A 14,667-nucleotide genomic window follows, 5' to 3' on the forward strand; every position below is an offset into this window, starting at 1 on the left:
ATGGCGCGGTAACCACATTCGTTATGGAGCGACTATGACCAGCATTGTCACCTTAGACAGCATCAACAAAGGATTTCGTGATGGTGAGTCATTCCATTGTGTACTGCAGCAAGTCAGCCTCACACTGCACCAAGGGCAAACCATTGCATTAACGGGTCCTAGTGGCAGCGGTAAAAGTACCTTACTGAACATTATTGGTGGCTTTGAAACTATCGACAGTGGCGACATGTTGATCCGCCAAGGTGACACGCTGCATTCGGTGACTCAGTGGCAAGATAAGCACTGGAGTCAATACCGCCGCCAATCACTTGGAGTGATATTTCAGCAATTTAATTTACTGACGCCCCTTAATGTCCGCGACAATATTCAATTTTCATTGGCACTCAATCAATTAAGCTGGAGCCCCTGGTGTGACGAATTATGCCACCAGCTTGGACTGACACCACTGCTCGACCGCAGTGTTGAAAACCTCTCCGGTGGACAGCAACAGCGAGTTGCCATTGCACGCGCCTTAGCACACAAGCCGCAATTAATTTTGGCCGACGAACCCACAGGTAACCTTGACCAGCACGCCGGCCTGCAAGTGATGCAATTACTGACCGACTTAGCTAAACAAGCCAATTGTTGTATTTTGATGGTGACTCACAGCGAAGAGTGTGCGCAGTTTATGCAACATCGCTGGCACGTTGAAAACCAACAAATTGTCGTCAACCCTGCCGATAGTCAGCTGCAAGGGTAAGCCAATGAAAACAGACGCATTCGCCACTCGCCGCTTACTATTGTGTTTGCGCTTGTTTGCCAGCCATTACCGCCATGCTCCCTTGCAAGCCAGTGCCATTTTACTCGGTATTATGCTGGCCGTGACTTTACTGATTGGGGTGTATGCCACGAATGCCAATGCCAAACAAAGCTATGGCAATGTGTCAGAACTGCTTAGCAAGCAAGCCAGCGTATCCATTAGTCACCTCACACAAGACACGATCAACGAAGCCATTTATTTTACGCTAGCCAATGCGGGTTTTGACGCTATAGCAAGTATTGAAGGCGTGGCGACAGATGAGCAAGGGCGCTTATGGCGAGTCAATAGCAGCGATATTATTGCCGCGATAAGCACAGGCTTAGCCCAAGATGAGCAGGCAAGCTCATCAGTGGCTTCGGTCAATATCCCGCTTGCTGAATTGCTCGCAGGCCAACCCAAAGTATTGATGTCAGCAAGTCAGCAAGAGCGCATCAATAAGGTGACCAATCAATCGCAAACTATCACCTTAAATAATATCCCGCTAGACATCGTGACCATTGATGAGCAATGGGGGTTAGGCTCAGCCCTACTCGCCGATATTTCGTTAGCGCAGCCACTGCTTAACATGCAAGGTAAGCTGAGCTACATTGCGGTATTCAACGCAGATAAATCTGAAACCGACAGTGAGCTAATCACTCGTCTCACACACACCTTAACTCAAGCAGGCGTAGACAGCAGCCAGTTACGCTTTACAACACAAGCTAGCGAGGGTGAGTCTCTTAGCGCGTTAACGGCCAGTTTTCATTTAAACTTGGATGCCATGAGTATGTTGGCGTTTGTTGTAGGCTTATTTATTGCCTACAACGGCGTGCGTTATAGCTTAATGAAACGCCAAAAGCTGTTAGTGCAAATTATGCAGCAAGGGGTTGATCGTCGCACAGTAATGCTTGCCTTAAGCATTGAAATCATCAGCTTAGTGTTTATGGGTTGTGTGTTAGGTTTTATTGTTGGCTTACAATTGTCGCAATGGCTACAGCCCATGGTTGCCCTTACACTAGAGCAGTTATATGGCGCTAAACTGTTACCGGGTAACTGGCAATGGCAATGGTTTGCGCAAGCACTTGCCCTGACATTGTCTGCCGCCTTTGCCGCCTGCATCCCAATGTTGCTTAGCTTGGTCAATACCCCACTTGCACAGGGGGCACAAAAACAGCCGCAAAATAAACAATTTAATATCATTCATCGACGCCAGTTTATTATCGCGGTGATATTGTTATTGCTGTGCACCGTCGCTTTCGCCTTTACCGAACAATATCGCCATAGCTTAGTGCTATTAGGCGCCTTAGTCGTCGCCATCCCACTATTATTGCCACAATGCCTACATTGGGTAGTAAACCTACTCAGTGCAGCCATGCCCAAAGGATTATGGCAATACGTGGTTGCCGAAACCAAAGAGATTATTGCCCCACTTGCCCTCGCCATGATGGCCATTTTACTGGCACTGTGCGCCAATATCGCAATGAACACTTTGGTTGGTAGCTTTGAAATCACCTTAAAAAAATGGCTTGATGCACGTTTGCATGCTGATTTATATATTAGGCCAAACCCGAATCAGATGGAGGCGTTAATTATACTGTTGGCAAAGGATCCTAAAGTGGAAGCCACTTATGAACAATGGACCGTGGACAGCAGCCTAAGTAGGGCAAAAACACCGCAAACTCAAGTGCCTATTAACCTAGTCAGTCGCGACCATTTATCGTTAACCGACACCACGGTATTTAAAACAACCGCGGATAATTTTTGGCCAGCATTTACTGCAGGTCACAGCATTATGATCAGTGAACCATTGTCGATAAAATATCAGCTCAACATTGGCGATAAAGTACAATTATCACAACTGCAACAACATACATTAACCGTTGGCGCAATCTATTATGATTATGGCAACCCTAAGGGCGAAGTCCTTATTAGCCAGTCATTATGGCGACAATCTCCTCTGCCGACTAAACCTTTCAGTTTGGCTGTCAATTATCAAGGTGAGCTAAGCACATTACAAAATAACATTAGTCAGCAGCTCAACTTGTCATCGGCGTACATGTACAGCCAACAACGGATTAAAACCGAAGCCATTACCATATTTAATAAAACCTTCTCAATTACCGTCGTGCTCAACAGCTTAACGTTATTAGTTGCCGCTATTGGTTTATTCAGCGCTTGCGTGATGCTCACCCAGGCGAGACAAGCGCCATTGGCGCGTTTATATGCTCTCGGCGTGAGTCGCAATCAATTACGATTAATGGTCGTAGTGCAAATGTTATTTATTGTATTGTTAACCTGTCTCGTGGCATTACCAATGGGCGCATTGCTAGGTTATTTGTTGATACATAAAGTGACCTTACAGGCCTTTGGTTGGAGTATTGCGATGATCTGGGACTGGGCAGCTTATGGTCAGGTTGTTGTTATCGCGATCATCAGTTGCTTACTGGCGGTGAGCTTACCGTTATATTGGCAAACCCGAAAACCTTTAATATCCAGTTTACAACAGGAAGCACTATGACCTCTGTTACAGGTAAAAAAGTGTTCAGTATCAGTGTAGTCACAATGGCCTTTGCCACTTTGTTATTTGCCTGCTCTCCTGCGCAAGAGGCCCATGAACCATCAACAACTATCAGTAACATGTCAGCACAATCATCGGCTGGCTACAGTGACGTTGTACAAGGTAAGGTTTTGCAGTTTCCACGCGATCATTTAGCCCACAATGATTACAAAATTGAATGGTGGTATCTAACCGCAAATTTAACCACCAGCAAAGGTGAAGATGTCGGCGTACAGTGGACTCAATTTAGGATCGGCATGACGCCGCCAACCGAGCAACTGGCAACAACTGAAAACGACTGGAGCAGTAATCAACTTTACATGGCCCATGCTGCTGTCACATCAAAAGATGCTCACCTTACGGCTGAAAAATGGTCACGGGCACACCCCAAACTTGCCAGTGTCAGCCCTTCTCCCTTTACCGTGCACCTGCAAAACTGGCAATGGCAAAGTCAGTCTGATGATCTGTTTCCGGCAACATTAACGGTCAACAACCCGGCATTTCATTATCAGCTGCAACTCACTAGCCAACAGCCTGTGCAATTACAAGGCGATAGTGGCTACAGCAGTAAAAGTGCCGATCAGGCTGTCGCCTCATATTATTACAGCCAACCCTTTATTGATGTGACAGGAGAGATAACTCGCCATGGCGTCACCGAAAAAGTCAGCGGTAAAGCCTGGTTAGATAGGGAGTGGAGCTCGCAATTTCTCACTAAAGCGCAACAAGGATGGGACTGGTTTTCACTTAGGTTAAATGACGGATCAACCTTAATGGCCTTTAGGTTGCGTGGCGACACAGAGCAAGATCATTTCTACAGTGCTAGACGTATGTATGCCGACGGTAGCGGCCGTAATATCAACAGTCGTGATAATCCAGGCGATATAGATATGCAGCCTACACAGTGGCAACAAACCGCGCTTGGTAAGCATCCCATTGCTTGGCGTATTAGTATAAACAGCGAAGCCATTGACCTGACAACCCAAGCCGTTAACCCCAATAGCGACATGCTAGTGTCCACCTCGTACTGGGAAGGCCCCATTAATATTCAAGGTAGCCATCAGGGCCAAGGCTATATGGAGTTAACGGGGTATCGTTAATTGTAAGGGCTACCTATAAAGAGATTTATATTTACGATTAAAATAAATCGGACAGCCAGATAACCTCAACTGCAACCTGCTGCAATTCTTCAATCGTCGATAAAACCCACACCCCATACGCACTAAGCTTTACAAGCCATGTCTAAAACAGGATTGCCCTAATTGTTAAAGTGAGATTTACATCACGCGAAAAAATGTGACCTTGAACAACTATTAACCACTATACCCATTCAGAGGTATACCCATAAAAATAGTAAGGTCTAGACTTATTTTCATCACGTCACCTCCAATGACTATCACGCACCAAGAACAACATTCTAAGAGTGAGGAACACCATGAGCATAAGCCGTCGCGAGTTTTTAAAAGCCAACGCCGCTGCCGCAGCAGCATCGGCTGTGGGTATCGCTATTCCAATTAATATGGTTCACGCCGCAGAAGGCAAAACAGACATTAAATGGGATAAAGCCCCATGTCGTTTTTGTGGTGTCGGCTGTAGCGTATTAGTTGGTACCAAAAATGGCAAAGTTGTTGCCACTAAAGGCGACCCAGAAAGCCCAGTCAATAAAGGCCTAAATTGTATTAAAGGGTACTTCTTATCAAAAATCATGTACGGCAAAGACCGTCTAACAACGCCATTGCTTAGAATGAAAGATGGTAAATACGACAAAGAAGGTGACTTTACTCCTGTCAGCTGGGATGTCGCATTCGACACCATGGCTGATAAATGGAAAGCCAGTATTGCCAAAAAAGGCCCAACTTCAGTAGGTATGTTCGGTTCAGGTCAATGGACAGTTTGGGAAGGTTACGCAGCATCAAAATTACATAAAGCAGGCTTTTTAACCAATAACATCGACCCTAACGCACGTCACTGTATGGCATCTGCGGTAGGTGGATTTATGCGTACCTTTGGTATTGATGAACCAATGGGTTGTTACGACGATATTGAAGCCGGTGACAACTTTGTGCTTTGGGGCGCTAACATGGCAGAAATGCACCCAATTTTATGGGCTCGCTTAACTGACCGTCGTTTAAGCCATAAAGACGCCAAAGTACATGTGTTATCAACCTATGAAAACCGCAGCTTCGACCTTGCTGATAACCCAATGATTTTTAAACCACAAACTGACCTTGTGATTTTAAACTTTATTGCTAACTACATTATTCAAAACAATGCGGTAAACAAAGACTTTGTTAGCAAACATACTAACTTTGCCCTTGGTGTAACAGATATTGGTTATGGTTTACGTCCGGAGCACCCATTAGAGAAGAAAGCGAAAAACTCTGGTAACGGTGGCTCTAAACCCATTAGTTTTGAAGAATATACCAAGTTTGTGAGCACTTATACGGCTGAATACGCCTCAGAAATGAGTGGTGTTCCGGTTGAAAACCTCATTACGCTAGCCAAAGTTTATGCCGACCCTAAGCAGAAAGTCATGAGCTTATGGACCATGGGTATTAACCAGCATACTCGTGGTGTGTGGGCAAACAACATGCTTTACAACATCCACCTATTAACCGGTAAAATTGCCACCCCAGGTAATAGTCCATTCTCGTTAACAGGTCAGCCATCAGCTTGTGGTACTGCACGTGAAGTCGGTACATTTGCTCACCGCTTACCTGCTGACATGGTCGTTAAAAATCCTAAGCACCGTGAACTTACCGAAAAACTTTGGCAATTGCCTGCAGGCACAATTCCACCTAAGCCGGGTTATCACGCCGTGCTGCAAAGCCGTATGTTAAAAGATGGCAAATTAAATTGTTACTGGACCATGTGTACCAACAACATGCAAGCCGGCCCAAATATTAACGATGAGATTTACCCTGGTTTCCGTAACCCAGAAAACTTTATTGTTGTGTCAGATCCATACCCAACCGTCAGTGCTATGGCTGCCGACCTAATTTTACCAACCGCAATGTGGGTTGAAAAAGAAGGGGCATACGGTAACGCTGAGCGTCGTACTCATATGTGGCATCAACAAGTTAAACCACCAGAAGGCGCTAAATCTGATTTATGGCAGCTAGTTGAGTTTTCAAAACGCTTTAAAGTGTCAGAAGTATGGCCAGCTGAGTTAATCGCCAAGCAACCAGATGTTGCTGATAAAACCTTATACGACGTGTTGTTTGCTAACGGTGAAGTCAACAAGTATCCGGCTGAACAATGTAAAGGCGCATACAACGACGAAAGCGAACACTTCGGTTTCTATCTGCAAAAAGGTTTATTCGAAGAATATGCCAAATTTGGTCGCGGCCACGCTCATGATTTAGATGCCTTCGACAATTACCATGAAAACCGTGGTAAACGCTGGCCTGTCATTAACGGTAAAGAAACCTTACGCCGCTTTGTTGAAGGTAGCGATCCTTATGTTAAAGCTGGCGAAGGCTTTAACTTCTACGGTAAACCTGATGGTCGAGCAGTTATTTTTGCCCTGCCTTACGAGCCAGCCGCAGAAGAACCAAACAAAGAATTCGACCTATGGATGTCAACAGGCCGTGTACTAGAACATTGGCACACTGGTTCAATGACTGCCCGCGTACCTGAGCTGCAACGCGCTTATTCTGATGCTCAAATCTTTATGCACCCAGAAGATGCAAAATCACGTGGCTTAAAACGTGGTGACGAAGTTGTTGTTGCCTCTCCACGTGGTGAAGTTAAAACACGTGTTGAAACTAAAGGCCGTAACAAGCCACCTCAAGGCGTAGTATTTATGCCGTTCTTTGATGCGCGCCAATTAGTCAACAAACTGATACTCGATGCAACTGACCCGCTGTCAAAAGAGACAGACTTCAAGAAGTGTCCAGTAAAAGTCATGAAGGCTTAATTAATAGTTAAGTGCATAAACGGAAAGTCATGTTATGAGCAAAGCCAATAGCAAATTAGGAAGTGTTAACGGTGTAAACCGTAGGCAGTTTCTGGCCACCACGGCAAAAGCCAGTTGTGTGATGGGTATGGCCGGATTGGGGTTAACAACTGTTGCCACTCAATCTAGCCAACTTGACCCATTTGCTATTCGCCCGCCTGGTGCATTGGCAGAAGACGATTTTCTCTCAGCGTGTGTTCGCTGCGGTTTGTGCGTAGAGGCTTGCCCCTACGACACCCTTAAACTGGCTCGCTGGTTTGACGGGGCGGCAACCGGCACACCTTATTTTACTGCGCGTAGCATTCCATGTGAAATGTGCGATGACATCCCTTGTGTCAAAGCTTGCCCTAGCGGTTCGCTTGAACACAAGTTAGACAACATCGACGACGCAAAAATGGGGATTGCGGTTCTCATTGATGAGAAAAATTGCCTTAATTATCGAGGTTTACGCTGTGATGTTTGTTATCGGGTTTGCCCATTAATAGATAAAGCCATCACATTAGAGCTGCAACGTAATGAAAAAAGCGGTCACCATGCAATGTTTTTACCCACTATCAACCCAGATGTATGTACGGGATGTGGCAAATGTGAGCATGCCTGCGTGACAGAACAAGCAGTGATAAAAGTATTACCAAGCCACATAGCACTGGGTAAGTCGGCCGCTCATGATACTTACCAACACACCGAAGAAACCACACTTGAGATGTTAAATAGGGGGCTGTCTTTATGAGCAATCAACATCGTTCAGCCTCTAAATCAACCACACGCTTTGGCCATGCCGCTGTGACAGAATTAGGATGGTGGCGTGCTCATCGTTTTCTTCTTCTGCGCAGATTGTCGCAACTTAGCGTGCTGAGCTTATTTGCCATTGGCCCTTTTTTAGGTTTATGGCTTTTTAAAGGCAATCTCTCAAGCAGTTTATTACTGGACACTATTCCATTAAGTGACCCATTAGCCACATTACAAGTGCTGATGAGCGGCCACTGGCCAGATCTAAGCTTATTACTCGGCGCCGTTATCGTAGTAGGGATCTATGCTCTACTGGGTGGCAGAGTATTTTGCAGCTGGGTATGTCCAGTTAATATCATCACAGATTTAGCCAGCTGGACGAGGCGTAGATTATCTCTACCTCGTACTAGTGAAATACCGCAAAATCTGCGCTACTACATGCTAGCATTTGTGTTGATATTACCTATCCTGACAGGTTTTACGGTTTGGGAATGGTTGAACCCAGTACCCATCGTCTATCGTGCACTATTATTTGGTGCAGGGAGTGGATTATGGATATTGGCAGTGATTTTTTTGCTCGACACCTTTGTGGTTGAACGAGCATGGTGTAGCCATTTATGCCCGACAGGTGCGTTATTTTCGCTGATAGGTAAAGTTAGCCCAGTAAAAATAGCTGCCGTAAGGGCTGATGCATGCGACAACTGTATGGACTGTTTTACTGTTTGCCCTGAGCGCCAGGTACTAAAACCTGTGCTTAAAAAAGGCAGTACTCAACCCTTTATATTAAACAGTGACTGCACGCTTTGTGGCCGTTGTATTGATGTTTGTGCACCGCGCGTATTCCAATATAAAAACCGATTTAATTCAAAATACTCGAACAGAATTCCTCTTAAGGTGGAGAACAAGTTATGAAAAAATTAATCACTTTAGCAGCCGTAATGCTAGCGATTAGCGCTTACTCAGGTCAACAAGCACATGCCAATCCAGATCCGGTAAAATTATCGTCTCTTGCAGGTGACTCGCAAGTAACAGATGTACGCCCTGCAGACGAAATGCCAGTTTACCCAAAACGTGGCACAGCGGTAGAACGTACTTTTGTACATCAACCACCGATTATTCCGCATAAAGCGACCTACTCAATCAGTACTGATAAAAATGGTTGTTTAAGCTGCCACAGTTGGGACAAGGCCAAGCGCATGAAAGCGACACCAGTTGATACATCGCACGTGATGGACGACAAGGGTACTGTAAAAGGTATGTATTACTTCTGCGATCAGTGCCATGTACCTCAAGCTGAAAATAAACAGCAACTGGTAGAAAACACCTTTAATTAGTCTGCTTCCCCCCCCCGATTAAGACCTTACCGCTTGCTTGCAAGCGGTTTTTTTATCTTTACGGTTTATTAAATAATACCCAATAAAAAACCCAGCTTATGCTGGGTTTATTGTTTGTTGCGCTTGTTGAGTTACCGGTGAACTCGATTCAGCAACACTTGCTGTGTTATTCGGTGCTTGGTTTTCTTGTTCCATTGGCATCGCTGCTTGCCACAATGCGCCTACCCATAAACTTGATGTTGTTTTCATGATGATTACTCCGTTTCTGTTAACAAGTTCAAAGTAATAGATTGTGGTTTATCAGTAAAATGAATAATTAGCCTTTACTCGATTCCAAAAACGCATGAACATACCAATCAAGAGCTTACGCTGTTTTCTCACTGTTGTAGAAACAGAAAACTTTACCAGAGCCGCGCAAAAGTGCTTTATGACTCAACCCACATTGAGCAAAATTATTCAGCGTATAGAAGACAATATTGGCGAGCAATTGCTGATCCGCAATAATCAAAGTGTCGAACTGACTCAAGCCGGTCGTATTTTTGCCCAAAGTGCGCAAGAGATATTAGGCCACTGGCATCGTCTACAAGAAGACATGAGTAATTTACGTGGGCTAAAGTCAGGTGAGCTGCGCCTCGGTGTATGCCCAATGATGAGCAGTCTTATTATTGGCCTACTGACACAATTTAGGCAAAAATACCCTGGTATCTCAGTACAAATGTACGAATACGGAGGTTTTGGCTGCGAAAAGGCGTTAATCAATAATAGCCTTGATATCGCGTTCACCGCACTGCCAACAACCCATAAGCATGAGTTAGCGAATCAACCATTAACTAAGTATCCATTACTGGCCTGCTTACCTGAAGGGCACCCATTGACGCATAAAACTCATATCACCTGGCAAGACTTTAAGGCATACCCATTTATTTTATATAACGAGGACTTCTCGTTAGCCAAATTGATTAATCGACTTAGCCGCAAAGCAGGGGTTCAGCTCAATATTGCCTTTCGAAGTGGTCAATGGGATTTCTTAGCGGCGATGGTTGAGGCCAATATGGGGGTAGCCATATTACCAGAGCCGATATGCCAGCGCTTAACCACCAGTAAACTGGTTTTCAAACCAATGAAGCCCGCCATGACATGGGATCTTGCACTAATATGGCGTCAAAACCTACCGCTAACGCCACCTGCTCAAGCATTGTTAACCCTCAGTAGCGCTGATAGTAATCGGCTGTAATACCAATGCATGACACCAATACGCATGATACTAATCCGCATTAGCATTGCGCCTTTTGCGAAAATGCCAGGATTTGGTACTAGCTTAGCAAACACTATCAGCGTAGCTTCAAACCGCTTATTTCAGGCATAAAAAAACCGCTGCCTAGGCAACGGTTTTTATTAGTGCAGTTAAGAATTACTTCTTAGCTTCTTCTGCTTTACGCTCTTTAACTTGAGCAATAACTTTTTCAGAAACACTATTAGGACATGGAGAGTAGTGAGCAAATTCCATAGAGAATTGGCCACGACCTGAAGTCATAGTACGTAGTGAACCGATGTAACCGAACATTTCTGATAACGGTACGTCAGCTTTAATACGAACACCAGTCACACCAGCCATTTGGTCTTTGATCATACCACGACGACGGTTTAAGTCACCGATAACATCACCAACGTTGTCATCTGGGCTGAATACGTCAACGTTCATGATAGGCTCAAGAAGTTGCGCACCGGCTTTAGGCATAGACTGACGGAATGCACCTTTAGCAGCAATTTCGAACGCGATAGCTGACGAGTCAACTGCGTGGAAAGCACCGTCAGTTAGTTCTAGCTCAACGTCTAACACAGGGAAACCAGCAACAGTACCGGTGTTCATCATGCTAGCGAAACCTTTCTCAACTGCAGGCCAGAATTCTTTAGGTACGTTACCACCAACAACTGATGATTTGAACGTGAAGCCAGTGTTTTGCTCACCAGGGCGGATAATATAGTCAATCTTACCAAACTGACCAGAACCACCAGACTGCTTCTTATGCGTGTAGCTATCTTCAGTAACTTTAGTGATAGTTTCACGGTAAGCAACTTGAGGTTCACCAACAATTAAGTCTACACCGTAAGTACGCTTAAGGATGTCTACTTTAATGTCTAAGTGAAGCTCACCCATACCCTTAAGGATGGTTTCGCCTGAATCTTCGTCAGTTTCTACACGGAAAGATGGATCTTCTGCAATCATTTTACCGATAGCGATACCCATTTTCTCACTGCCGCCTTTATCTTTTGGCGCTACAGCGATAGAGATTACTGGCTCTGGGAATACCATTGCTTCAAGAGTACAAGGATGTTTAACATCACATAAAGTGTGACCAGTTTGAACATTCTTCATACCAACGATAGCGATAATGTCACCAGCTTGTGCTGAATCTAATTCGTTACGCTCATCTGCTTGCATCTCAACCATACGGCCAACACGCTCAGTTTTACCAGTAGCAGAGTTAAGGATGGTGTCACCCTTCTTGATACGGCCTGAGTAGATACGTACGAATGTTAATGCACCAAAACGGTCATCCATAATCTTGAATGCTAATGCTTTTAATGGCGCATCAGGATCAACGATTGCGAATTCACCTGTTTCGTTACCTTCTTCGTCAGTTAATGGTTGTGGATCAACCTCAACTGGATCTGGTAGGTAATCAACAACTGCGTCTAATAATAACTGCATACCTTTGTTTTTGAATGCGCTACCACAGTATGTTGGGAAGAATGCCATTGTACGAGTACCGGCGCGGATACAACGCTTGATGTCTTCCATTGATGGCTCTGTACCATCCATGTAAGCTTCCATAATGTCATCGTCTTGCTCTACAGCAGTTTCGATTAACATTTCACGGTATTCTTCAACTAAGTCAACCATGTCCGCAGGAACATCTTCGATTTTGTAGTTTTCAGCTTGTCCAGTTTCGTCCCATACCCACGCTTTGCGAGTTAATAGATCAACAACACCTGTAAATTGGTCTTCGATACCAATTGGTAGAACCATAACCAGTGGGTTAGCCGCTAAAACGTCTTTAGTTTGCTTAACAACACGTAAGAAGTCAGCACCCATACGGTCTAACTTGTTTACGAAGATGATACGCGAAACTTCAGAATCGTTAGCATAACGCCAGTTAGTTTCAGACTGTGGCTCTACGCCGCCTGAACCACAGAATACACCGATACCGCCATCAAGTACTTTAAGAGAACGATAAACTTCAACTGTGAAGTCAACGTGGCCTGGGGTGTCGATAACGTTGAAACGGTGATCGTTCCAGAAACAGCTTACCGCTGCTGACTGGATGGTAATACCGCGCTCAGCTTCCTGTTCCATGAAGTCAGTGGTTGATTCACCATCATGTACTTCACCGATCTTATGGATCTTACCGGTTAGCTTAAGGATACGCTCGGTGGTCGTGGTTTTACCCGCGTCAACGTGAGCGAAGATACCAATGTTTCTGTATTTGGATAATTCGGTCATGATTCAACTTTAATGATTAGTTTAAGAAGTAGACGGAGCATGCGAAAAAAACCGACACACCGCACATCAGGTTATTAAGGCGCATATTGTAAATTGGAACCTTGCTGGGCGCAAATGGCAGTTGCAATATTTATTTGTTTTTATCATAAAAAACACAAAAAAAGTGCAGTTATTTTCTATAAAACAATAGATTAAAAAATAATAGTTTATTTTTTAATCTATTGAATTTTTATGCTTTAAAACAATAAAAATGACCATTTAGGCTAAAATCAGCTTAATTATCGCTAATCCCACTAAAATAATACTGTGATTTTGATAAAACTTCGTTGCGGTTAGTGCGCAAGTTAGGCACAACAATATCGATTACGACCTGTTTTTTTAGCTTGTAATAACGCCATGTCGGCACGTTCAAAACAAAGTTGAATTGCTTCGTTTTCTCCGAGCATGGCAATCCCGAAACTGCAAGTGACCTTAATATTGTTATCAAATGAAAAATCTCTAAGCTCTTGGGTTATTCGCTGACACAATTCTTTAGCTCCCTGAATCCCAACATGCTGGCAAACAATAACAAACTCTTCACCGCCCCAGCGCGCAACCACGTCACCGTCACGAACTGATGATTGCAAAATATCTGCAAACTGCACCAGTACTTGGTCACCTGCCGCATGGCCATAACGATCGTTAATGGCTTTAAAAAAATCGATATCGATCATCACCAAACAAATATTATTACAATCATGTTGCCTAGCATCAGCTAAAAAGGTTTGGTTAAAAAAATGACGGTTGTAAAGCTTGGTGAGTGGGTCATGCTGGGTTAAAAAATCCAGGTCAGTATTTTTTCTTTCTAATTCGAGCTGGAGTTGTTGCAGTGCTTTATTATGATCCGTGAGCTTTCTGTTGTACTTAGTCACATCAATAGTTCGGTAGAGTAAAAAGAAAATACATAAACTGAGTAACGCTAAAATTTGCAGCGCTAAACTGTAATCTATGTCTTCAACCACGGTAATGTTGTGCCATTTTTTATAAATCGCGATATGATCAGCATGAGTGATTTTTGCAAGTCCGGCATTAATTTGCTGGAGCAAGTCTTTTTTTGCATGGATGACCCCTACTCTGAGCTCATCTTCTGGCCCACCCCACCCGGCAATTTTTAGTGATGTCAGCCCATGCTGCTGAATATAGGCATTCACTGAAAACATAGACCCTACAAACACGTCAACGTCGCCATTAGCAACCTTTTCCAGTCCATCTCTTTCTGTCTTAGTTAGCACAGTATTGATATGAGGGTAAAACTGTTGAATGTATTCAACTAATCGATAATCCTTCGGGATGGCGAGCGTTCGCTGACCAATATGTTCAAATCCTTGTAAAAAAGGCTGAGTTTTAAGAGAGACTAATACATTAGGCGATTTAAAGAAGATATCACTAAATGACAGGTATTCGTCGCGTTTAGGGGTTTGATTTAATATAGGCGTCAGTTCACACTCACCTTGTTGTAGTAGCTCTAAACTCTGCCGCCAAGATGAAGTGGGCACCAACTCAAAACGTAAATTGGTATAGTCGGCTAGGAGATTGAGATAATCGGATGAAATGCCAATATGACGTCCGTCGATAATCGCCTCGTAAGGCAGCCAATCAGGGTCAACGCAATAACGGATCATCGGGTTACTTTGTGAGGTAGCCGAAATAGCGGCTTCTGCAAAAGCAAAAGCGGATGGCGTCACGCCAAGACCAATGCACATACATACGAATACGCGAAGTGTGCTGAGTAATATCATTCTCTTACGATTAAACAATGCTTACACCCAA

The 14,667-nt window shown here is 44.2% G+C and carries 11 protein-coding genes; 8 read left to right on the forward strand and 3 right to left on the reverse strand.

Annotated elements, in window-relative coordinates:
* The first annotated feature begins 34 nt into the window (after positions 1-34).
* The 7 genes from IEY48_RS07160 (at position 35) to IEY48_RS07190 (ending at position 9,353) form a co-directional block, all read left to right on the forward strand.
* Positions 35-739 (forward strand): ABC transporter ATP-binding protein, encoded by a 705-nt coding sequence (locus IEY48_RS07160; RefSeq protein ID WP_188918718.1) that lies wholly within the window; start codon positions 35-37, stop codon positions 737-739.
* Positions 740-743: 4 nt separating this feature from the next.
* Positions 744-3,296 (forward strand): ABC transporter permease, encoded by a 2,553-nt coding sequence (locus IEY48_RS07165; protein WP_188918720.1) that lies wholly within the window; start codon positions 744-746, stop codon positions 3,294-3,296.
* A complete protein-coding gene (locus IEY48_RS07170) occupies positions 3,293-4,432 on the forward strand; it encodes a lipocalin-like domain-containing protein (RefSeq protein ID WP_188918722.1) in 1,140 nt (379 codons plus the stop codon). The genes IEY48_RS07165 and IEY48_RS07170 overlap by 4 nt, the downstream gene beginning before the upstream one ends.
* A gap of 335 nt (positions 4,433-4,767) precedes the next feature.
* On the forward strand, positions 4,768-7,251 hold the full coding sequence (gene napA, locus IEY48_RS07175; protein WP_188918724.1) for a nitrate reductase catalytic subunit NapA: 2,484 nt from the start codon (positions 4,768-4,770) through the stop codon (positions 7,249-7,251).
* A 34-nt stretch (positions 7,252-7,285) separates the two neighbouring features.
* The gene (gene napG / locus IEY48_RS07180) at positions 7,286-8,020 is read left to right on the forward strand and encodes a ferredoxin-type protein NapG (RefSeq protein WP_188918726.1); all 735 of its coding nucleotides are present in this window, start codon (positions 7,286-7,288) and stop codon (positions 8,018-8,020) included.
* A complete protein-coding gene (napH, locus tag IEY48_RS07185; protein WP_188918728.1) occupies positions 8,017-8,931 on the forward strand; it encodes a quinol dehydrogenase ferredoxin subunit NapH in 915 nt (304 codons plus the stop codon). The genes napG and napH overlap by 4 nt, the downstream gene beginning before the upstream one ends.
* Positions 8,928-9,353 carry a nitrate reductase cytochrome c-type subunit gene (locus IEY48_RS07190; protein WP_188918747.1) on the forward strand — a complete coding sequence of 142 codons (426 nt, stop codon included), beginning with the start codon at positions 8,928-8,930 and terminating at the stop codon, positions 9,351-9,353. Before napH ends, IEY48_RS07190 begins: the two co-directional genes overlap by 4 nt.
* Before the next feature lie 96 nt (positions 9,354-9,449).
* On the opposite strand, the gene IEY48_RS07195 is transcribed toward IEY48_RS07190, so the two are convergent.
* Entirely contained in the window at positions 9,450-9,602 is a 153-nt protein-coding gene (locus tag IEY48_RS07195) for a hypothetical protein (RefSeq protein ID WP_188918749.1), read from the reverse strand.
* A 94-nt stretch (positions 9,603-9,696) separates the two neighbouring features.
* Here IEY48_RS07195 and IEY48_RS07200 point away from each other — a divergent pair, with 94 nt between their 5' ends.
* The gene (locus tag IEY48_RS07200) at positions 9,697-10,587 is read left to right on the forward strand and encodes a LysR family transcriptional regulator (RefSeq protein WP_188918751.1); all 891 of its coding nucleotides are present in this window, start codon (positions 9,697-9,699) and stop codon (positions 10,585-10,587) included.
* Positions 10,588-10,764: 177 nt separating this feature from the next.
* Here the strand turns inward: IEY48_RS07200 and fusA are convergent, their stop codons facing one another.
* Both fusA and IEY48_RS07210 read right to left on the reverse strand, forming a co-directional pair.
* Positions 10,765-12,858 carry an elongation factor G gene (gene fusA / locus IEY48_RS07205; protein WP_188918753.1) on the reverse strand — a complete coding sequence of 698 codons (2,094 nt, stop codon included), beginning with the start codon at positions 12,856-12,858 and terminating at the stop codon, positions 10,765-10,767.
* 344 nt (positions 12,859-13,202) lie between these two features.
* Positions 13,203-14,654: a diguanylate cyclase domain-containing protein gene (locus tag IEY48_RS07210; protein WP_229786353.1), complete on the reverse strand. Its 1,452-nt coding sequence runs from the start codon at positions 14,652-14,654 to the stop codon at positions 13,203-13,205.
* Positions 14,655-14,667 lie beyond the last annotated feature (13 nt).

Origin of the sequence: Shewanella saliphila, assembly GCF_014648295.1 — a bacterium.
GTDB lineage: Bacteria > Pseudomonadota > Gammaproteobacteria > Enterobacterales > Shewanellaceae > Shewanella > Shewanella saliphila.